This window comes from Allobaculum sp. Allo2, assembly GCF_022701175.1.
Taxonomy (GTDB): Bacteria; Bacillota_I; Bacilli_A; order Erysipelotrichales; family Erysipelotrichaceae; genus Allobaculum; species Allobaculum fili.
Genome location: NZ_CP078088.1, coordinates 639135 through 657448, shown reverse-complemented (window position 1 = coordinate 657448; position 18314 = coordinate 639135). Strand labels below are relative to the sequence as shown.

23 protein-coding genes and 1 pseudogene are annotated in these 18314 nt (G+C 53.1%); 10 read left to right on the top strand and 14 right to left on the bottom strand.

Translation table 11 applies throughout. The features are described from left to right. The first annotated feature begins 205 nt into the window (after positions 1-205). The 4 genes from KWG61_RS03920 (at position 206) to KWG61_RS03905 (ending at position 2176) form a co-directional block, all read left to right on the top strand. Positions 206-895 carry a response regulator gene (locus KWG61_RS03920; protein ID WP_367614256.1) on the top strand — a complete coding sequence of 230 codons (690 nt, stop codon included), beginning with the start codon at positions 206-208 and terminating at the stop codon, positions 893-895. Positions 896-1056: 161 nt separating this feature from the next. Continuing rightward, positions 1057-1287 carry a hypothetical protein gene (locus tag KWG61_RS03915; RefSeq protein ID WP_242745006.1) on the top strand — a complete coding sequence of 77 codons (231 nt, stop codon included), beginning with the start codon at positions 1057-1059 and terminating at the stop codon, positions 1285-1287. A 398-nt stretch (positions 1288-1685) separates the two neighbouring features. Next, complete coding sequence (locus KWG61_RS03910; protein ID WP_242745005.1) at positions 1686-1988, top strand: hypothetical protein; 303 nt, start codon at positions 1686-1688, stop codon at positions 1986-1988. After that, positions 1976-2176, top strand: coding sequence for a hypothetical protein (locus KWG61_RS03905; RefSeq protein WP_242745004.1), 201 nt, complete (start codon positions 1976-1978; stop codon positions 2174-2176). Before KWG61_RS03910 ends, KWG61_RS03905 begins: the two co-directional genes overlap by 13 nt. Positions 2177-2967: 791 nt before the next feature. Here the strand turns inward: KWG61_RS03905 and KWG61_RS03900 are convergent. Together KWG61_RS03900 and KWG61_RS03895 are read right to left on the bottom strand one after the other, a co-directional pair. Then, a complete protein-coding gene (locus KWG61_RS03900) occupies positions 2968-3468 on the bottom strand; it encodes a hypothetical protein (protein ID WP_230266596.1) in 501 nt (166 codons plus the stop codon). Between the two features lie 483 nt (positions 3469-3951). Further along, the gene (locus KWG61_RS03895) at positions 3952-4122 is read right to left on the bottom strand and encodes a hypothetical protein (RefSeq protein WP_242745003.1); all 171 of its coding nucleotides are present in this window, start codon (positions 4120-4122) and stop codon (positions 3952-3954) included. 33 nt (positions 4123-4155) lie between these two features. Between KWG61_RS03895 and KWG61_RS03890 the strand changes: the two genes are divergently transcribed. The 3 genes from KWG61_RS03890 to KWG61_RS03880 all read left to right on the top strand — a co-directional run bounded on the left by KWG61_RS03890 (position 4156) and on the right by KWG61_RS03880 (position 6570). After that, a complete protein-coding gene (locus KWG61_RS03890) occupies positions 4156-4785 on the top strand; it encodes a hypothetical protein (protein ID WP_242745002.1) in 630 nt (209 codons plus the stop codon). Positions 4786-4870: 85 nt separating this feature from the next. After that, positions 4871-5953 carry a BMP family ABC transporter substrate-binding protein gene (locus KWG61_RS03885; RefSeq protein WP_242745001.1) on the top strand — a complete coding sequence of 361 codons (1083 nt, stop codon included), beginning with the start codon at positions 4871-4873 and terminating at the stop codon, positions 5951-5953. Further along, positions 5950-6570, top strand: a complete 621-nt coding sequence (locus tag KWG61_RS03880; protein ID WP_230266594.1) for a metallophosphoesterase — start codon at positions 5950-5952, stop codon at positions 6568-6570. Before KWG61_RS03885 ends, KWG61_RS03880 begins: the two co-directional genes overlap by 4 nt. Positions 6571-6798: 228 nt before the next feature. Here the strand turns inward: KWG61_RS03880 and KWG61_RS03875 are convergent, their stop codons facing one another. Continuing rightward, on the bottom strand, positions 6799-7023 hold the full coding sequence (locus tag KWG61_RS03875; protein WP_242745000.1) for a hypothetical protein: 225 nt from the start codon (positions 7021-7023) through the stop codon (positions 6799-6801). Beyond that, the gene (locus KWG61_RS03870) at positions 7020-8471 is read right to left on the bottom strand and encodes an MFS transporter (RefSeq protein ID WP_242744999.1); all 1452 of its coding nucleotides are present in this window, start codon (positions 8469-8471) and stop codon (positions 7020-7022) included. Before KWG61_RS03870 ends, KWG61_RS03875 begins: the two co-directional genes overlap by 4 nt. 255 nt (positions 8472-8726) lie before the next feature. Here KWG61_RS03870 and KWG61_RS03865 point away from each other — a divergent pair, with 255 nt between their 5' ends. Further along, on the top strand, positions 8727-9509 hold the full coding sequence (locus KWG61_RS03865) for a hypothetical protein (protein WP_242744998.1): 783 nt from the start codon (positions 8727-8729) through the stop codon (positions 9507-9509). Further along, positions 9460-9870 carry an FUSC family protein gene (locus KWG61_RS03860; protein WP_242744997.1) on the top strand — a complete coding sequence of 137 codons (411 nt, stop codon included), beginning with the start codon at positions 9460-9462 and terminating at the stop codon, positions 9868-9870. The genes KWG61_RS03865 and KWG61_RS03860 overlap by 50 nt, the downstream gene beginning before the upstream one ends. A 198-nt stretch (positions 9871-10068) precedes the next feature. On the opposite strand, the gene KWG61_RS03855 is transcribed toward KWG61_RS03860, so the two are convergent. The 5 genes and pseudogenes from KWG61_RS03855 to KWG61_RS03835 form a co-directional block, all read right to left on the bottom strand. After that, positions 10069-10383 (bottom strand): AzlD domain-containing protein, encoded by a 315-nt coding sequence (locus KWG61_RS03855; protein ID WP_230266591.1) that lies wholly within the window; start codon positions 10381-10383, stop codon positions 10069-10071. Then, positions 10380-10541, bottom strand: a complete 162-nt coding sequence (locus tag KWG61_RS03850) for a hypothetical protein (RefSeq protein ID WP_242744996.1) — start codon at positions 10539-10541, stop codon at positions 10380-10382. The genes KWG61_RS03855 and KWG61_RS03850 overlap by 4 nt, the downstream gene beginning before the upstream one ends. 244 nt (positions 10542-10785) lie before the next feature. Continuing rightward, positions 10786-11000: pseudogene (locus KWG61_RS17050) on the bottom strand (AzlC family ABC transporter permease); the annotation flags it as partial. Positions 11001-11311: 311 nt separating this feature from the next. Further along, positions 11312-11659: a hypothetical protein gene (locus KWG61_RS03840; protein WP_242744994.1), complete on the bottom strand. Its 348-nt coding sequence runs from the start codon at positions 11657-11659 to the stop codon at positions 11312-11314. Beyond that, positions 11656-11841 carry a hypothetical protein gene (locus tag KWG61_RS03835; protein WP_242744993.1) on the bottom strand — a complete coding sequence of 62 codons (186 nt, stop codon included), beginning with the start codon at positions 11839-11841 and terminating at the stop codon, positions 11656-11658. Before KWG61_RS03835 ends, KWG61_RS03840 begins: the two co-directional genes overlap by 4 nt. A gap of 221 nt (positions 11842-12062) precedes the next feature. Between KWG61_RS03835 and KWG61_RS03830 the strand changes: the two genes are divergently transcribed. Next, positions 12063-12641, top strand: coding sequence for a hypothetical protein (locus KWG61_RS03830; protein ID WP_242744992.1), 579 nt, complete (start codon positions 12063-12065; stop codon positions 12639-12641). A 149-nt stretch (positions 12642-12790) separates the two neighbouring features. Here the strand turns inward: KWG61_RS03830 and KWG61_RS03825 are convergent, their stop codons facing one another. The 5 genes from KWG61_RS03825 to KWG61_RS03805 all read right to left on the bottom strand — a co-directional run bounded on the left by KWG61_RS03825 (position 12791) and on the right by KWG61_RS03805 (position 18163). Beyond that, positions 12791-13660, bottom strand: coding sequence for a UPF0158 family protein (locus KWG61_RS03825; protein WP_230266587.1), 870 nt, complete (start codon positions 13658-13660; stop codon positions 12791-12793). A 228-nt stretch (positions 13661-13888) separates the two neighbouring features. After that, complete coding sequence (locus KWG61_RS03820; protein WP_242744991.1) at positions 13889-14056, bottom strand: hypothetical protein; 168 nt, start codon at positions 14054-14056, stop codon at positions 13889-13891. 2 nt (positions 14057-14058) lie between these two features. After that, complete coding sequence (locus tag KWG61_RS03815) at positions 14059-14235, bottom strand: hypothetical protein (RefSeq protein ID WP_242744990.1); 177 nt, start codon at positions 14233-14235, stop codon at positions 14059-14061. Beyond that, positions 14199-17189, bottom strand: coding sequence for a DEAD/DEAH box helicase (locus KWG61_RS03810; protein WP_242744989.1), 2991 nt, complete (start codon positions 17187-17189; stop codon positions 14199-14201). The genes KWG61_RS03815 and KWG61_RS03810 overlap by 37 nt, the downstream gene beginning before the upstream one ends. 95 nt (positions 17190-17284) lie before the next feature. Continuing rightward, complete coding sequence (locus KWG61_RS03805) at positions 17285-18163, bottom strand: DUF1848 domain-containing protein (protein ID WP_230266585.1); 879 nt, start codon at positions 18161-18163, stop codon at positions 17285-17287. Positions 18164-18314: the final 151 nt, after the last annotated feature.

The window sequence follows — 18314 nt, the reverse complement described above, 5'->3', positions numbered from 1 at the left end:
CATTCCGGCCGTTTTGCGAAAACAAACACGCCGGCAGCCTTGCCCCTCATTCAGCGGCGCCGGTCAATCTGTTATACTTATGTAGGCATATCTGCGTGGATTCATACGAAATTTCCATATCCCAAAGACGGAAATTTTCCCCGTCGCGCAGATCGTGCAAATCTGTATCTTTATCCCATTCGCTGGAAGGAGACGTAATTCTCTTATGAATACAACAACTGTTCTGGTCGTCGAAGATGACAATTCCATTCGCAACCTGATTGGTACCACTTTAAAGTCGCATAACTATAAGTATCTGATGGCTCCCGACGGCAAAACCGCTATTCTGGAAGCCTCCACACACAATCCCGATGCTATTTTCCTGGATCTGGGTCTTCCGGATATGGACGGCGTCGATATTATCCGCAAAGTTCGTACCTGGTCGAATGTCCCGATCGTTGTCATTTCCGCACGTACCGATGACGAAGATAAAATCGCCGCGCTCGATGCGGGCGCAGACGATTATCTGACCAAACCGTTTTCCATTGTGGAACTGCTGGCTAGACTGCGCGTTGTTGAACGCCATCTTTCCAACCAGCCGCAGTCTTCCGTATCGACCTCGGTATTCACCAACGGTCCGCTTCGCATTGACTACGCATCCAATCAGGTCACGATCAACGGCAACGAAGTGCACCTGACCCCGATCGAATTCAAGCTCCTGACGCTGCTTTCCAAAAACGTCGGCCGCGTTCTGACCCACAACTACATCACGCAGCAGATCTGGGGTTCGAATTCCGATAACGAAATCGCCTCCCTGCGCGTCTTCATGGCCACCCTGCGCAAGAAGCTCGATTCCAAATCCGGATCCGGGGTCCGCATTTCATCCAGACCCACATCGGCGTCGGCTACCGCATGATGAAAGTGGAATAAGACGATCCAATTTTCTTTCCCGTTTCCAGCTCAGGCTTGAAACGGATAGATCCCATTCAAAACTTCATACCCCCGAAGCGTCCATACAGAGCGCTTCGGGGTTTTGCGTTTCCCGTTTTGGGAAGATCCTGGTCTGGATCGGATTTTGTGACCATTTTGATCCAGATCAGATGTCTGGTTTTAAAAACAGTACGTTTCTTTGGCAGGTCGGACACCTGGTATACACTGATAAAAACCGGGATCGATAAATATAACCGCAGCTGTGAACAAAATAAACTCGAGAGCGCGCAGGATGCTGCTGTAAAAATGCCGGTGAAGGGAAAAGGCTTCTTAACAGAACGGAAAAATCCGTATTCAGAAACACTCCGCATCCTCTGAACCTTCAGAAGATGAAAAAGAGACTGGAACTCCAGATGTCTGGTTACAGCGATCCCCAATCCACGAAATAAAAACAATTGAATAAAAAGGAGAAAAGCAGAGCGAGAATCCCTGGAAATCGAAGGGATACTCCCTATGATGGGATGCGATCATGCAGATCCATACTGAGGAGTATCCGCGCAAAGCGTGAATCGTACATCTGGATTTCCATACTTGCCGCTGCAAAAAGAAAATGAAAAATCCAAGCTGCTCTTCCTGTTCACTGCCGTTTCCATCGGGATGAGTTCTCTCACCCTGACAGGATGCGCTAAACCGAGCGGGAGTGAATCATCCAATGCGCCGGCGACCGCTCAAGGGAAGAAAGAAAAACCGTATACGGGCATTTCAACAAGGACGGTTTGTATCGATTTGAATACGCAAATCGGGATATCGAAGACATTTTGAACACGGAGTTTTCCGAATACATCACCAGCGCCGATGGAAAAGTCAGAGTCATGAAGTCCGCTCTGGGAGATGAAACCTGCTATGTTTTAAACAAAAATCTCGTTGTCGAATTTTCGGATGATGCTTACCGTTCCTCGACATCCATATCCGCTCAAGAAACGGAATCGATGACAGTTCTGAAACCACGGAGCTGGGCGGAAAGATTATGGGATCGCTGGTTTCCGCTTACGGAGGATATCCTTCCATGGATGAGCTGACGCAGGATACTTTCAACCGGTATGAGACGTACCTGGCCAATTTAAGCTCCGATAACGGAACAACCGCGTATGGCGCAAAAGCAAACGATGGACTGCTTATGACCATGCTGTACGAATACACTCCGTCCACCCTCTATGTAACCCTTGGCGTTAATGAAACCACGTTCAAAAACGATGAAGCCTTTTAAAGGCAGAATCTCAGGTTGCAAAAGCTACGGTATTGCCGAAGACGGCACGGTCGTTTATCCAGCTATCGATGCGCCCAGCGTTCAGCCTCTGTTTTTCCATGAGAATGGAGATATATCCGATCTGTGGGATGTCGTCGACGGGAAAGTCAGCGAGTAGCTGCCTGTTCAGCCGCTGCGGCAGAAACGAATGAATAGTTTTCAGATTTCAGACCAGAGGAAAACCGTTCCGTTTTAAACGAGCGATCTCTGGTTTTCTTTTATGCGGCGGACTGGATGATGTCTTTCCATTTTTCGGCGTCTTGTGGTGACGGGCTCTTAGAGCCGTCTGTCCGGAAAACGGAATTCCTGTCCAAAGGCTTCTTTCCTGCGTCATCGTTTTCGAAACTCAGAGTTTCTGAAGATACCTGGAATGGCTCGCTTTTATCGATGTATAAAAAATGGAGCCCGAAGGCTCCACGTTCACTTTTTTATGCAGGCAGAGAACAGCCTGTTTTACAAGGACGGTATGTATGGTTTGGAACATCAGAAGGTATTAGAGTTGAAAATTATAGAACACATCGATCGAACAAAAGCAATTATGGTCACGTCTCGCCCTTATAAACACCGTACCCTGCACCGCGTCCCCCAACGCAGACCCAAAGTACACTGAAAGTATAAGAAAATGCGGGTTTTAAGTCAATGTTTTATTATAAGCGCTTTCAACTTTCTGGTAGTTTATTTTACCTTTTAGATTGAAAGCCCTTTATAAACTGACTAAAACCCGCTATTTTATTTCTTCTTATTGATTTTTATCAGAAACTGTGGACAGTCGTTGTGATGCTCGCGTTCGGTTCATAATTGAATGCCGGCTCGCGGCGCTCTTCGTAAACGTCCAGCGAAGGAGTCCGGTAAGTTTCCCGCGTAATCGTCACTTCGCGCTGTCCGGTAAATTCGATGTGAACTGCCTTCGTATACGTGGCCTGCTCCGTCGAGGTCAGCACGTTTTCACTGGTCACCTCAATCGAAGCGATAATTTCCCCGCCAAACTCAGACAGTTCGATGGTGTCGCCGTTCACATACTCTGGAATTTTATTAATCATTCTCACCCTCATCTGCGGATAGCCCTCCGGCGTTTCCACAGCCCTTTGTGTTCGGTAGCAGGAGTCAATCAGGACTCCCCGGTTGCGTGACAGAACCAGCACGATTTCAACCGGCTTGGTCAGCGAATCCTTCGGCGTCGGCATGATGATGCGCTCCGCCTTACGGCCGATCAGCTTCCCAAGCAGATCCATTTCCTCTCGTGAAAGATTCATGGTTTCCAACCTCTTTTCTTTTAGATTTTCAAGTGTTCCCGTATCGGGCAGGCCGCGCGAAATTGTTCTGGTTTTGACCCTTTCAGCCTATTGGATTTGGATGAATAAAAATGAAACGCGATGCGATTGTCTGGCTTTTTGATGGTCAAAGCGTGCGCGGAAAATGGACCGGCAGTTTCCGGTACTAAAAATGGTCGGACAGGAAGCGTTGGGCTGATCTCGTCATGTGCAGCCGCCGGCTTCTATCCTTCTTTGCACCCCTTATTTTAGAAGGTTTGCCCTGGAATATGAACAAGGCGTCCAGAGTGGATGCTTGTCTGTCCCCTTTGGTCAGATTCCTAGTCCTAAAGTCCATAATCGGGACCCGCCTGTTCTGGAAGGGATATCGACCGGCAGAAGTTTCGCTCAGGCGTCCGCTTCGGGCGGCCGGAAAAACACGGTACGATTTAAACGAGGTGATTTTATGTCCGCTGCATCCGAAGCCTATGCCCGCACCCGCAAGTCTGCGCTGGCCGAAACCGCCCGGCGCGAAGAAGCCGGTCTGGATCCGACGCTGCCCGTACTCGATCCGTATCTCAAAATTTCCAGGTCGTCTCGCGCCAGGTACTGCACGAGCACGAAATTCAGGTCAGCCATATCGTCGGTACCGTCCATGCCAGCCGTACCGAAGCGTTCGCGTTTAATTTCATGCCGCTTCTGGCAGAAAACAGCGAATTTGCGGCGAAGTGGATGAATCTGTATACGAGCGCCATGGAAGAAGGCCTTCGCGATCCCATTACGGTTTACGAAGTGTACGGCCGCTTTTTTGTCGAAGAAGGCAACAAGCGCGTTTCCGTCACAAAAGCCCTGGGCAATCCGCTGATCCGGGCGCGCATTACCGAGCTGATTCTCGATCCCAAAGGGATGGAAGACGGCGACCTGTATGAGGCGTATCTTCAGTTTCGAAAACTGACCGGGATTTCCACGCTGCTCATGAGCCGCAAGCGCAACTATCGAAAGCTGCTCAAGCTGCTCGATGTCAGCGAGTCCCACCCGCTTTCCGCTCAGCGCCGGGACGATCTGCTTGCCCTGTACGCGCAGTTTGAAGGTATTTTTGTTCAACGGGCTCCTGAGCGGACCAAAGCGACCGCCTCGGATGCCTTCCTGCTCTTTCTCGAAGTATTTGGAAGCGACGTCTCCCGCGTTCAGACGCACGCGGAAATGGAAAAGGAATTTGACGTACTGCTTCCCGCCATCGAGTTATATCCGCACGGCCTGAAAGCCGCCCTGCTCACCGCCAGCGATGTATCGGAGCGAAAGCCGATTCTTTCCTTTTAAGCGAGCCGGTCAAAGCCGCGCTCATTCAGCCCGGCGATCCGCAAAACAGCGTCTGGGCCAGAGCCCACGAAGAAGCCTTTGAAAAATGGCGCGAACGCTGGGCGACAAAGTCATCATCCGCATATGGAACGACGTCAATACGGCTTATGAAATCGAAGACGCGCTGAGCGAAGCGGTCAGCTGGGGTGCGAACGTCGTCTTTACGAGCCATCCGATTGAACTTCCGGAAACCAACGCGTTTGCGGCCCGCTATCCCCAGATCAAGTTCCTGAACTGCTCGCTCAATCCGGAAAACACAGCCGTTCGGTCGTACTACACCCGCGGCTATGAAATCCAGTACTTGCAAGGAATGGCCGCCGGCGCCCTTTCCACATACGGCCGTCTGGGCTACATTGCCGACTACCCGATTTTCGGCGCCATCGCCGACATCAACGCCTTCGCGCTCGGAGCCAGAGCGGTGCGCAGCGATGCAAAAGTGTATCTCGACTGGTCCACCACCCATTCGGCGACCAACCGGGAATTTCCGATGGATATCGACCTGATCTTCATCGGCGGTCAGGATTTCGATCTGCGCAGCCGCTCCGGCCGTCAGTTTGGCCTGTTCGACGTGCGCAGCGGCCAGTTCTGCAAAATTTCTTCAGTCGCTCAGAAGTGGGACGTCTTTTACACCCGCATCATTTATTCCATTCTCAACCGCACGTACCGCAGCGACGAGATTCATCACAACACCCCGTCCATCAACTACTGGCTCGGCCTTTCCAACGGCCTGATGGACATTCAGTTTTCCGATCATCTGCCTCTGCAGACGCGAAGACTGATCAGCCAGATCCGCGACGATATTGCCGATCAGCGCTTCTTCGTCTTTGAAGATCTCGCCTGCGTGCCCTCCGAGCGCGATCGCCTCCAGTCGCTAAGCATGGAAGAAATCGCGCATATGGACTGGTTTGTGGACGGCGTTATCGGCTATCTGCCCGATGAAGACAATCTGATGCCCGAAGCCGAAAAGCTCGTCACCCTGCACGGCCTGGATCTGGAGGAAGCCGACAGTTCTGAAAGCAAGGCGCAGGCCCATCCGGAAGCGGCTGAAAACAGAGAGGATGTCCAGAATCCGGATCGTTCGAACGACGCCAGGAAGAGCTCCCTTCAGGAAAGCCCGGATCGCTCATGAAATCCGCCAAGATTCTTCTGCTTTCCGATGAAGTCGTTCCCCAGTATTTCCGCCTGTGGACGCCGAAAACGTTTGAGGGAATCGATCTGATCATTTCCTGCGGTGATCTGCCCGCCAGCTACCTTGAATTCATCGCCGACCGCTTTGACGGCTATGTTCTTTACGTGCCAGGCAACCACGATCTCGGCTACGCCTCCCATCCGCCTTTAGGCTGCGTGGATATTGACGAGAAAATCTTTGTCTGGAAAGGCCTGCGCATTTTAGGCCTTGGCGGATCGATGTTTTACAACGGCGGCCCGCATCAGTATTCCAATAAGGAAATGGACCGGCGTATCCGCAAGCTCTGGCCGCTCTTCTGGAAACATGGCGGATTTGATATTCTCGTCACCCACGCCCCGGCTGCCGGCCATTACGACGGCAAGGATCCGTGTCATACCGGCTTTGAAGGCTTTGGCCGGCTGATCGAACGCTACCATCCGCAGTTTTTCTTTCACGGCCACATCCATCTCAATTACGGCGACTATCCCCGCCGCTATGTGATCGATCAGACTGCGGTCATCAACGCCTATGAAAGCTGCATCGTCACCGTTCCTCTTCCCGAAGAGGGCGAGAAATAATACGCAAAATAACAAAGCGATCCGCATGTCCGGGCAAACGTATCCCGGAAGCGGATCGCTTTTCCTCTGCCGAAGGGGTTTACCTCGCGTAACCCGAACTGCAGAAATTGAAAACGCCCTGGCTTTGCGGCAAGCCAGGGCGTTGTTGTTTTTCTAAAACGTTTTGCTTGGTAAAGAAGAACGAAAAGTCGCTTCGTCTTCGCTTACCCCACTAAAAACGGAGAAATCTTAGTCTTTCTTTTCGTCTTCGGATCTGGAAGCGTCAGCAGGCGCTGCGTTTTCCTCTGTAGCGGGATCCGAAGCGTTTTCGTCTGCCGGTTTGGCGGACGGTTTGGATTTTTCCTCGTCTTCCGTATGCGAATGTTCGTCCGGCGCTGCGCCTTCGTGTTCCACGTATTCGGCATCGACCGGTTCGTTTTCTTTGGCGTCGGCCGGTTCTTCAAACGGGTTCACTTCAGCAGCTTCTTTCGCTTCGTGCTCGGCTTCGAGGGCGTTTTCTTTTCCGTTTCCTTTTCGGACGGTACGACAATGGAAGAAGCCACGACATGCGCGCGCATGGCGGATGGCGTATCCTGACGCTTCATTTCTTCGTCATACGCTTTCTGTTCTTCTTCCTTGCGGCGGCGTTCCTGCGCTTTGCGGGAACGTTCGCTGCGGTATTTGTTTTCCCAGTCACGCAGCTTCAGAACGAGCGAGCGGGTTGTCGCATTGGTGACCAGATCGTCGCTTTTCGCGCTGCGGATGAGCAGCCAGAGCAGGAAGAGAATCAGGACTTCCGCTGCAATGGCCAGAACGTACATCCATACGTAGCTGTGCAGGCCGTCATACATGTAGCCGATCACCATGATCGACAGAGCCGTCGTCATCGTCGAAAGGCAGTTGAGCACGGCGTAAAACGCGGAGAAGTGACGGCGTGCCGCATTGGCGGAAACGAGCAGCGGCAGAGAAAGTTCACTTAACGCAAAGACGCTTCCAAGGAAGAACGCCAGCCAGGACAGGGCGTCGCTTGCGCCGCTGAGAATGCAGATCAGAATGCCGATCGAAGCGATCAGCGAGCAGAGATCGAGAATGGCGATCGTCCATACCGGCTGCAGACGGTTGGACAGCCAGCCGCCGACCAGCTTGAAAACGAGGTTTCCAAGCATCGCATACGTCAGCATCGATGCCCCCAGCAAAGTGGTGCGGCCAATGGAGGCGGCCAGCGAAGAGAAGTGCATCGGCAGACCGATCAGAATGGCGGACAGAATCGCGATCAGCGCGAATGTCCACAAAACCGAGTTGGACAGCTTGCGCGCATCCGGTTCTGCGGGAATGCCTTGTTCATGTCCATACGGCTGCATGCCCGCCTGCGCCGGCGTCAGATCAATTTTCCAGAGCAGCGCCGGAAGCATAAGCACCAGAATGAGGACAGCTTCCAGAACGAAGCCCATGCGCCAGCCAAACATGGAAATGGAAAAGCTGAACACGGAAGAAAACAGCGCCGCCACGAGTGCCGATCCCGCCAGCGCGATCGATGTCGCTCCGGCGCGATGCTTCACAAACCAGTTCTGGACGATCGTACTTGCCGGAACCATGCCGATCAGCGCGGCGCCGATTCCGGTAATGGCGCTGAAAATGTAAACCCAGGCCACGTTCACGGAAAAGGCAATCATCAGAACCGATCCGGCACAAAGCGCGGTACCGATCAAAAGCAGGTCCAGAAGCCGCAGCTTGCGCAGCAGAAACGGGACGGCCAGGGCGCTGAGCGCCATGAATACGAGCATCCAGGTCGTCGAGGCCGAAGCCTGACCCAGGGAAATGCCCAGGCCGCCGGAAAGCGGGCTGTAAAACGCACCGGCGGAATAAAAGCACAGACCGATGCTCGCACCGACCATCAGACACGTGCTGATCAGTACTTTCAAATATGCTAGGTGGTCTTTTTTACCATAAATAAAAGCTCCTTTGTTTCCTCCATTATACGGGGAGGGCTGTCGATTGGAATGACCAAGCCCGATTTGACCCGTTTCCACTCGCCCCCTTTACGCCGTCCATTCTCGTTCGGGTATCCCTTTCGATTTTTATTACCGTGGTTTTACAATGAAACGGAACGATGAACGTATCGAGAATGTACATTCTTTTCATACCGATTCCATACCTTTGTATTCAACGTGTATTCAATGGCTGCCTTCTGGAACGTTCTCGATGCCCTTTTGAGAAAAGGAGGCTTCCATGACCTTTATCAGATGATTCAATATAATCCGGCCGCGATCCGCGCCATGATCGCGAAAACGGACGCGCCCGAAGAGAAGCGCCGATGGCGTCTGGCTATGTTTGTCCGTTCGCTTCTGATCGTTGTCTTTGCGATCGCCTTTATCGGTCTTATGACGGCACTCTTCGGTTCGGCCAACAGTTCCATGGCGGTCTCCATTTTCTGCATTTTACTGGCGAGCCGGTTTGTCGGCTTCGGCTACCGGATCAAGGATTCCCTGTTTGCGATGTTTGTCGCGTTCGCCCTGCTTTTTGGCGCGCCGATTCTCGCTTCGCTCCGCCCCAGTCCTCTGCTGACGTTTGTCATTCATTTTTGCGCCCTGCTTCTGATCATCGCCCTGACGTGCGAAAATCCGTCGCTTGGAAACGGCGGCCTGTATTCCTTTGCCTACATTTTTCTTTGCGGCAATCCGGTGTATGGACAAGATCTGATCGGCCGTCTGGAAATGACGGTTGTGGGCTATGTCCTTTGTGCAATCGTGCTGTGGCGCAATCATCGAAACGCCAATCCGGACCGGACGCTTGGCATGGTCTTTCATGAATTCACTTTGTACAACTACAAGTGCCAGTGGCAGCTGCGTTCTGACGCTGGGTGTCAGCCTGCTTCTGACAATCTTTTCGCTCTTTGTCGTTCCGCGCTACATGTGGGCCGGCTTTGCGTGCGGCTCCCTGCTTTCGGATGCGCAGATTGAAAACCGCATTCACGAAAAGAAGCGCGACCGGATTCTTGGCGTCATCGCCGGTTCCCTGCTGTTTTATGTCGTCTATAAAATTCTTCCGCCCCAGCTGTATCCGCTGCTCGGTCCGGTCGGCGGTCTGTGTCTGGGCCTGTGTTCAGAATACCGGCACAAGACGATGCTCAACTGCTTTGGTGCCCTGTCGCTGGCGGCCGGACTGTACGGTCTGAAAGACGCGGTCATTCTGCGCATTGGACTGACGATTGCCGGCGTTCTGTTCGCGATGCTGTTTTACTGGCTGTATGACCGCTTCATCATGGTCCATTTCCTTCCCGAGACGCAGAAGCGCACCATGAACCGGGCGCAAAACCAGTAAGAACTTCAAAATATTCTCCAGAACAGCCCAGAACAAAACACATAAAGGCGAAGGACCTTACGCCAGATGCCTCTTCCCACAGGGAAGAAGCCGCGTAAGCCTTCGCCTTTTCTGTCTCAATTTCGATCGCTTTTCAGCATCCATTTCTGCAGGCGATTCCATCCAGATCCGGCAGTCTGGATCTCTCCAGCTGAATTATTAAAGACCGGGAACGAGTCCCGCAATCCAGGCTGCGCCCGCTGCGGCGCAGGCCACCTGAAGCAGGCTGCCGCCAAACCAGGCGCTGATGACTGCGGCCAGTACACCGATCGAGCAGACGGCAGTCGAAAGCGAACCCGCAAAAACGCCGGGAAAGGTCATCGCCGAAAGGACGGCGTACGGTACGTAGTAGAGAAAGGACTGAAAGAAGCGCGATCGAATCGGCCTGGAAAACAGGGCCATCGGAATCATGCGAATGACATACGTCACCAGTGCCATGACCGCGATGCCGGTATACATCTCGGCCGTTCTCATTGCGGTTCGTCCTCCTTCCTTGGAAATTTCCAGGCACAGAATGCGGAAGCCAGAACGGTCACAATTACGATCACATAGCCGTTGGACAGTTCTTTCAGACCTGGCGTCCAGGCAAACAGACAGCTGAGCGCAATGGAAAGCAGGACACAGATCGCCACGGCTTTTTCCTGCGGGCCGCCGGTACAAAAATGGCGATAAACATGCCATACATGGCCAGTCCCAGCGCGTTGACCAGATTTTGAGGGAGCAGACTGCTCGCCAGTCCGCCGGCAATCGTTCCCGCGGTCCAGCCAATGACCGGCAAGACGACCAGCCCCATGAACCAGACAAAGGACAGCTTTCCTTTTTGGAAACGGCCGCCGCGTAAATTTCATCGGTAATCCCGTACGCCATGAGCAGACGCTTGCCAAGAGGCACCGATCCGCCGCATTTTTGCGCCAGCGAAATCGCCATCAGAAAGTAGCGCGCGTTAATGATCAGCTCGGTGAGAATGAGCTCAAAAGGCTGGCGCCCGCGCAGATCAGCGTCGTTCCCGCAAACTGTCCGGCGCTCGTCAGATTGATCAGCGAAGTGATCGCCGCCTCGGTTACAGTCATGCCCTGTATAATGGCTGCCATGCCGTAGGCGCAGCTGACGGCGAAGTAGCCAAGTGCAATGGGAATCGAAGTTTTCATACCGTCCAGAAAAAGACGGCGCGATTCATTTTCGTTCATGGTTTGAAGTATAGCACCAGAAAAGAGTCGTCCGAACCGTCCCTTTTTCTCGTCTGCACCTTCGTCTGCGGATTGTATGGAACCATCGTTCTGAACGCGCTCTCAACAACATTCAATCCCCTTATGTCGGCGCCTTTTTCCCAAAACAAAAGCCGAAAAGCCGACTTAAAAATCAAGTCTCGCTTTTCGGGGTTCAGACGGTATTCACTGCTTTTTCAGTTGAGCGCGCCACTGACGGCCTGCATGTCTTCGAGCATGCGTGCGGCCAGCCGGCTTTTGGCCTTTGCGGCTTTTTCCATCCAGTAGCGGGCAAGATACTTGTTGCGGCTTACCCATTTTCCGAGATAAAAACATTTTCCCAGAACAATCTGTGCATCCGGACATCCGCCGTTCGCGGCCTGATAGAGATAATCAAGCCCGAGCTCCAGATCAATGACCGTATGGCTGATTCCGTGAATGTTTCCCAGGTAGTACATCGCCAGGACATTCATGGCGTCGGTATTGCGGTTAAAAGCGGCCAGCTTCAAAAACTGTACGCCGTGCGCAATTTCGCCGACTTTCATCGAATACACGCCTTCGAGAAACTGGGCTCTCGGCTCATCGTAATCGAGAGCGAGATCCAGCCACTTTCTGGCGGTTTTTCATCCCGGGTGTTGTTGGAATACTCCTGGTACAAGGCCAGACAGGCTTTTCCGTCCCCGGTGCGCGCCTGTGCTTCAAGCTGTCTGAGGGTGATCAGTTTCATATAGATTACCTCGCACCTTCATCTTAACCGTCCAGACCCCCTTCTGAACCCCATTTGCCTGTATTTCCCCTTATTTCGTAAGAATATTCCACATTCCCATAATAATATTTCTTGACACTCATTCTGTTTTATGACTTATAAACATTTCAAACAGACAGGGCTAAACCGAGCGCCTGAACCGAAACTCTTTTAAAATAGAGGAGAAATGGAGGCAGAAACATATGTTAACAATTACAGATGCAGCCGCTAACGTGCTGAAACCCATGCTGGAAGAAAACCATGCAGACGGACTGATGGCTACCCTTCATCAGACCTGCTGCTCCGCAGCACCCGTTTTCCAGATGGTTCGCTACGAAGAAGGCGACAAGCCGGTGGAAATCAACGGCATCAAAGTGCTGATGGATGAAGATACCGCCAAATACTGCGATGACGCTTTTGTCGATCTGCAGAACGGCGAACTGATGGTATTCGCGCCAGCCGAAGGCGGCGGATGCGGATGCGGCGGCCATCACGACCACGAAGGCGGATGCTGCCACGGTGACGATCACGACCATGAAGGCGGATGCTGCCACGGCGACGATCATGACCACGAAGGCGGATGCTGCCACGGCGACGATCATGACCACGAAGGCGGATGCTGCCACGGCGACGATCATGACCACGAAGGCGGATGCTGCCACGGCGACGATCATGACCACGAAGGCGGATGCTGCCACGGCGACGATCATGACCACGAAGGCGGATGCTGCCACGGCGACGATCATGACCACGAAGGCGGATGCTGCAACTCTCACGAATAATCCCAGACCGAAGATTCCTATGCAAAACCGGGCCTGAAAAATCCGGCTCGAAGATCGAATCGAAATTTTGAAACGATAAACGCCGCAGGCGGAAACAGCAGTTTCCGCCTGCGGCGTTTTATTTTTATGGATCGTTAAAAATCTCGTTTCTATTTCAGTTTCAGAACGGCTTTGCGAACATCGTCTTCGGGCTTAAAGCCAAAGGATTCAACGAGTTCTGCATCCAGTCCATAGGAGCGGACAACCGGCAGCTTGCGGCGTTTTGCCTCTTCGAGCAGACGGGAAAGAATTTCCTTTTCGTAGCCGTTTCCCTTTACTTCTTCATCGCACCAGAAGTTGCACAGATAGCCATTGCGGCCATCGGGCAGTTCGGGTGTTGGCGGCGTGAAGACCCAGGCGATGGCGCCGCACGCGACGATACGGTTTTTCCACCAGGCGAAAATTTCATACAACGCGCCGTTTCGCATCTGCGCTGCAAAGTAGCGGTCGAGTTCGAAATCGAACGAATCGTCCTCCGGCGCAAGACCGAGTTCTTTCTTGCGCAGTTCAACCATCGTTTTCACATCGCTGCGCACCGCACGGCGATAGACAATTTTCGGGACTTCTTCAAAAGCGACTTCGTTGTCGCGGCACCAGTTGCGTGCAAATTCCATGTAGCGGTCGTCTTCGTATTCATACCAGTCGTTGAGCAGGTTGAAACTGTTCAGCGCGTTGCGAAAACGCTGGAAAATGCCTTTGCGGTTGCCTAAAGCGGTCGTCAGCGCGTCCTTGGCCTGACCGTCCGGGAGTGTCCACGTAAATTCACGCATCATGCGGATGTCGCCCGCATCGCGGGATGTCGGGATCAGCAAAATGGAATCGTAGACTTTGTCGAGTTCATCATCGATGTCGTTGAGCTCTCTTACGGAAAGACGATCATCACGCATGATGATTTCTCCCGTACGGGTATTGAGATAATACTCAACCGAATTGCTTCCGCCCTGAATGGCATCCACAATATCGTCAAGATCAATAACCATTAGTTTTATTTCCTCCACTTAATCTGTCCAGGGCTCTTATGAACACGGTTTTCTCTTTGCTTGCCTGCGTGCTCGGACTCTGGACAGGACGCTTTCATTATACCAAGCGGGTACGCTCAAGAAAAAGAAGGGAAGACAAAGGTCACGCCGTCAAAATCGACCGGCAAACGTGCCTTTCGTACTTCCCTTCTGTTGCGTTTTCGTATTTGGAGCGCCTGCTTTTTACGCTCAGGACTGGGAAGCCTGAGCATGCTGGAGACTGAGCTGCCGGATTTCTTCGCGGCGTCTGGCTTCGAGCAGCTCGTTGGCATCCTTTCTCGACACCATCCGCACAATGCCGGAAGAGGCCGCCTGCGAAGAAAACACGTTGCCGTACCAGACAATTTCCTGATCCACGATCAGACAGCACGCGACGATGCGGTCGTGAAAATGAACATGGAAACCCGCATTGCGCATGCGGCGTACCTGTTCATCGGAGGCGTTTTCGACAAAAGATCAAAGCGAACGCCTTCGAGCGCTTTCTGACCGGCCACATCGATCAGCGTCTGCAGCTGCTCATCCTCAAAGGCGCGCATACAGAGCGCCACCCGTTTTTCGCCTGGCGGATATCGCGCACACAGGCTGAAATGTAGTCTTCTGTCCGGTACACCTTTCCCGAAGACGTGCCTTTTCGCTCATCGAGTACTTCGCCGATCTGATAGCCCTGATTGACGTACTCTTTCAGTCTTGCCTGATACATGCTTTCCAGCATGCGGTTCTGCACGTCGGCATAGTCGTAGACGATGGCAATCTGCTTGTTTCGCGTCTGGCGGTGAATTCGACCGATCGACTGTGAAATGGTGATCTGCGAACGAATCGGCAGCGCAAGCATGAGTGTATCGAGCAGCGGAAAGTCAAAGCCTTCACTGATGCTCGCATACGTGCCGATCAGCACGACTTTCTTATCTTTTCGTACTTTGGGATCTTCGAGTTCGCGCAGGCGTCTTGTATTTTCCTGCTTGCGTTTGGGATCACCCGCGTAGACGAACAGTTCGGTATCGTCTCCGGGGGCCAGCAGACGAGCGAGCGTATGGGCATGTTCAATAAAGCGCGTCAGCACCAGAACGGTTCGCCCGTTATCGAGCGCTTCGCGGATATCCTGCACGATCATTTCATTGCGCAGCGGATGCGAAGCCGCTTCCTGCACCAGACGGGTAAAGTCATTGTTTTCCGCGTCGCTTCCCGCAAAGGGTGTCAAGCGCGGACAGATCAGACGGTGGAACGTCTGACTGGCCATCTGATCTTTCGAACTGAACGAAGCCGCGATTTCACCCAGTTGCCAGAACATGCTTGTCGAAAGGCCGTCAGTCCGCTTTGGCGTCGCGCTCAGACCGTATACGCGTTTGGCCTGCAGCGCGTCGAGTACTTTCTGATAGGACGGCGAGCCGGCATGATGGCATTCATCCACAAAGACGACGCCATAGCCGGAAAGCAGTTCTTCGAGATTTTCCTTCTGGACCAGCGAAGGCACCATGGCCACATCCACGCGCCCAGAAAGCGAACGCGTAGCGCCCTGCAGCACCCCGATTTTTCCTGGATAGTTTTTCGAAGGCGCCTTCCAGTTTTCCCATTCCGGACTGGAAAAATGCAGGAAGCGGTTCAGCGAACTGACCCAGCCCTGCAAGATTTCCTTGGAATTGACCAGAATCAGCGTGCTTCTCGAAATCTGCGCGATCAGCGCTGCGCCGATGACCGTTTTTCCGGTCCCCGTTGCCGCTTCCAGAATGCCGCTCCCTTTCTGATACAGAGCGGAAGCCAGCGACACCTGTTCCGGACGAAGTTCGCCGTTAAATTCCATCGGAACCGACTGCCCTTCGCTTTCCCAGTCCTGCAGATCCACTGTCGCTCCAGCCTGAGAAAGCCGATAAAGAAGCGGCGCTTTTAAATGACGGGGCAGCGAAATCCAGCGCGTGCCCAGTCCCGTATTGTTTTTGTTTTCAGTATTTTCAGAATCGGCATTTTGTGAACCGGATTGCGGTCCATGCGCTTCGCGTCTAGCCAGCGAAACGATGCGCGGTCCGGTCGCAAACTTGTTTTTCTGCGAGCGATACGCCGGATTCCAGTAGCTGCCCATCGCCAGAATCTGATTTTGTACAGAAGCGGGCAGCGCATCCGCGCACACCCAGATCCGTCCTTTTTCGATCACTTCGATCACGCCGGATTCCTGCAAAGGCGCAAATACAAACGGATCGTCGTCCGCGGCGATCAGGCGCATGGACTCCATCGTGTCCGGCTCGCTTTTCGGATCGCCCGCAAACAGTTCTTCCCGCTTGCGCGAGGTGCATTCGCGAATCTGCGCCTCCATCTGGGCCGGTTCCACACGGGTAATCGACTGTATCTGCGCAAACGGATCGGCAATTTCTTCGCCTTTTTCATCGATCAGAATGGAATACCGATCGGCGTCTCTTCCCTGTTTTCGCAGCGCTTCATCGAGCCAGCCAAACAGCGGAAGCGGCAACGCCATTCCCCGCTCCTTGGGCTGTTCCTTGACAAAAATACGCGGGAACGTCTGATCGAGAAAGCGCAGATCCCTGAGCTCACCTTTGGCAAACCCGTTGATCAGAAACGCGCGCAAAAAGCGGGAAACCCGGGAGGCGTCCACCGGCATCGCGAGTAAAAACCAGATGCGCCACGACAAAACACCGTCTTCCTTGCGTTCTTCGCAAAGAACATCGAGTCCAATCGCTTTAGCTGCCCTCTGAACTTCAAGCGCAGCCTTCTGCCCCTGGCCGCTTTCGATCGTGATACAGGCGTAGGCAATGTGACCATCCTGGCTTAACGGCGAAAGCCCGATTTCACTTTGTCCGTGAAGATGATTGAGCACTTCTCTTCGTCCAAGCGAAATAGCGGGCCGAACGGTACAGGTTTTGCATTCCGGCTTGGCGTTTTTCTGAAAGTACGGGCAGCCCGGCCGCAGACGGATCGGACAGGGCTGATAAAAGAAGCCTTTCTGGGAACGGACAAAATACGTTTCTCCATTGGAAGGAAACGCGATGCCAAGCAGATCCGCATACGCCAGCGGATTTTTCGGTGAAGCGGAAGGGGAAGAAACGGAAGGTTTTCCTCGTTTTACGGGCGATTCGACCGGCTCATCGGATCTGGAAGCAGCCGTCTCCGACTGTGTCTGCGAATCGGACGGCTTTGAAAATTCCGCCCGGGGCTGAAAAGCAGCCCGTTTGTGCTCAACAGCCTGTTCATTGTGGACCGGCGGCTGCGGTTCACGCTGGGCGAAAAACGCTTCTTCCGATTGTGGTTTTGGGGAAACTGGCCGCGTCGGATGCGTTTGAGGCGGTTCCGGAGCGGCGGCTCGCCGCGTACGCTCCGGCGTTCTGGAAGAAACAGCAGCTGCATCCTTGCGGCGTTTTGTTCTCTGGTCAATCTCAAGCTGCAGGTCGGCGGCAATCTGAGAAGGCAGATGATGGTCTTCTAACAGTTTCTGAAGACGTTCGAGTTCGTCGAGTGCCTGTTCAAAAAGTGGGCTGGATGACATGCTTCTCTCCTTTCCGCCGGTCTGGCTAAGGATCGACCGGAATCGGATTTCGAAAATCCGATTTGGATTCGATCTGGTTTAATTTTACGTGCAGTTTATCGTTTGCGGCGAATGATTTCATCGTCGGCTTCCAGATGTCCCACCAGCATCGTCGAACTGGGATCATGAAGACGCCGGTTTTGGGCGATCTGCTTTTCATCAAAGTTGGCATAGCAGTAGCGGCAAAGGTGCGCACACGTGTTGTAGACGCCAAGATCCGCCATTTCGACGCAGCCGCAGTCGCGCGCTTTCCACTTTCGAAACTTGCGGCCGGTCCAGGCCAGCGCGAGTTCCATAGGAAAGCAGGCGCCGGAAGGCACGCCGAACGGGGCTAGAATCTGCTTTTCGTTGCAGGTGAAAACGGGAATGCCATGATCCGCAGCGCATTTTGCGAACGCTTCGCCAATAGCTTTTAATTCGGCTTCACTCGGTTCGTGCGCATTCAGTTCGCCGGCATGACGGCGGACGTTTTTGTAGTCGTCGAGAAAGGAAATGGAAATCGTCTCCACCGCGCCTTCGAGCAGAGAACAGAGCCGCTCAAAAGCCCGAATGTGATAGTCCACCGTATACGTTGGATTCAGCAAAATCGGATCGTAGCGAACCGACACATGATCCTTTCCCAGCTTTTCGCCCATGAAGCGGACCGCTTCAATAATTTTCGTTTTATCGGGTACCGCCGGTTCCAGATCCTTTTTATACGGCGTAATCGTCACATCCATTAAGATCGGCTGCTTGAACCGGTCCAGATACGGAATAAGCGGCAGCGGATTTTTCGTACAGAACATCCAGGCATCCGCGTCTTCAAAGTAAATGCGCGAAACCCGTTTGGGATAAAACGGATTGCGCACGTCCACAAAGCCCTCCTCCAGGCGGTTGAGCAGCCAGGGCGTGTAAAACGCGGGAATATCGGTTCGGCAGCTTGCGGAAACAATCATGACATCCTCCTTTCTTTTTCCTTTTTCCGGATGACAAATTCCAATTCAGGATGGCGAATCTGAAAAGCCACATTCGAGTCCGCTTTGAAACGGCGCGTTTGCGGATCTGCCGGTTCGTTTCTCCCGCGGATAAAAAGCCATATCTCATCAA

Coding starts and splice junctions, on each gene's coding strand:
- KWG61_RS03920 (WP_367614256.1), top strand. CDS start 206: ATGAATACAACAACTGTTCTGGTCGTCGAAGATGACAATTCCATTCGC.
- KWG61_RS03905 (WP_242745004.1), top strand. CDS start 1,976: ATGGATGAGCTGACGCAGGATACTTTCAACCGGTATGAGACGTACCTG.
- KWG61_RS03900 (WP_230266596.1), bottom strand. CDS start 3,468: ATGAATCTTTCACGAGAGGAAATGGATCTGCTTGGGAAGCTGATCGGC.
- KWG61_RS03895 (WP_242745003.1), bottom strand. CDS start 4,122: ATGGACGGTACCGACGATATGGCTGACCTGAATTTCGTGCTCGTGCAG.
- KWG61_RS03890 (WP_242745002.1), top strand. CDS start 4,156: ATGCCGCTTCTGGCAGAAAACAGCGAATTTGCGGCGAAGTGGATGAAT.
- KWG61_RS03885 (WP_242745001.1), top strand. CDS start 4,871: ATGGCGCGAACGCTGGGCGACAAAGTCATCATCCGCATATGGAACGAC.
- KWG61_RS03880 (WP_230266594.1), top strand. CDS start 5,950: ATGAAATCCGCCAAGATTCTTCTGCTTTCCGATGAAGTCGTTCCCCAG.
- KWG61_RS03865 (WP_242744998.1), top strand. CDS start 8,727: ATGGCTGCCTTCTGGAACGTTCTCGATGCCCTTTTGAGAAAAGGAGGC.
- KWG61_RS03860 (WP_242744997.1), top strand. CDS start 9,460: ATGTGGGCCGGCTTTGCGTGCGGCTCCCTGCTTTCGGATGCGCAGATT.
- KWG61_RS03855 (WP_230266591.1), bottom strand. CDS start 10,383: ATGAGAACGGCCGAGATGTATACCGGCATCGCGGTCATGGCACTGGTG.
- KWG61_RS03840 (WP_242744994.1), bottom strand. CDS start 11,659: ATGAAAGTCGGCGAAATTGCGCACGGCGTACAGTTTTTGAAGCTGGCC.
- KWG61_RS03835 (WP_242744993.1), bottom strand. CDS start 11,841: ATGAAACTGATCACCCTCAGACAGCTTGAAGCACAGGCGCGCACCGGG.
- KWG61_RS03830 (WP_242744992.1), top strand. CDS start 12,063: ATGTTAACAATTACAGATGCAGCCGCTAACGTGCTGAAACCCATGCTG.
- KWG61_RS03825 (WP_230266587.1), bottom strand. CDS start 13,660: ATGGTTATTGATCTTGACGATATTGTGGATGCCATTCAGGGCGGAAGC.
- KWG61_RS03815 (WP_242744990.1), bottom strand. CDS start 14,235: ATGCGCGCCTTTGAGGATGAGCAGCTGCAGACGCTGATCGATGTGGCC.
- KWG61_RS03810 (WP_242744989.1), bottom strand. CDS start 17,189: ATGTCATCCAGCCCACTTTTTGAACAGGCACTCGACGAACTCGAACGT.
- KWG61_RS03805 (WP_230266585.1), bottom strand. CDS start 18,163: ATGATTGTTTCCGCAAGCTGCCGAACCGATATTCCCGCGTTTTACACG.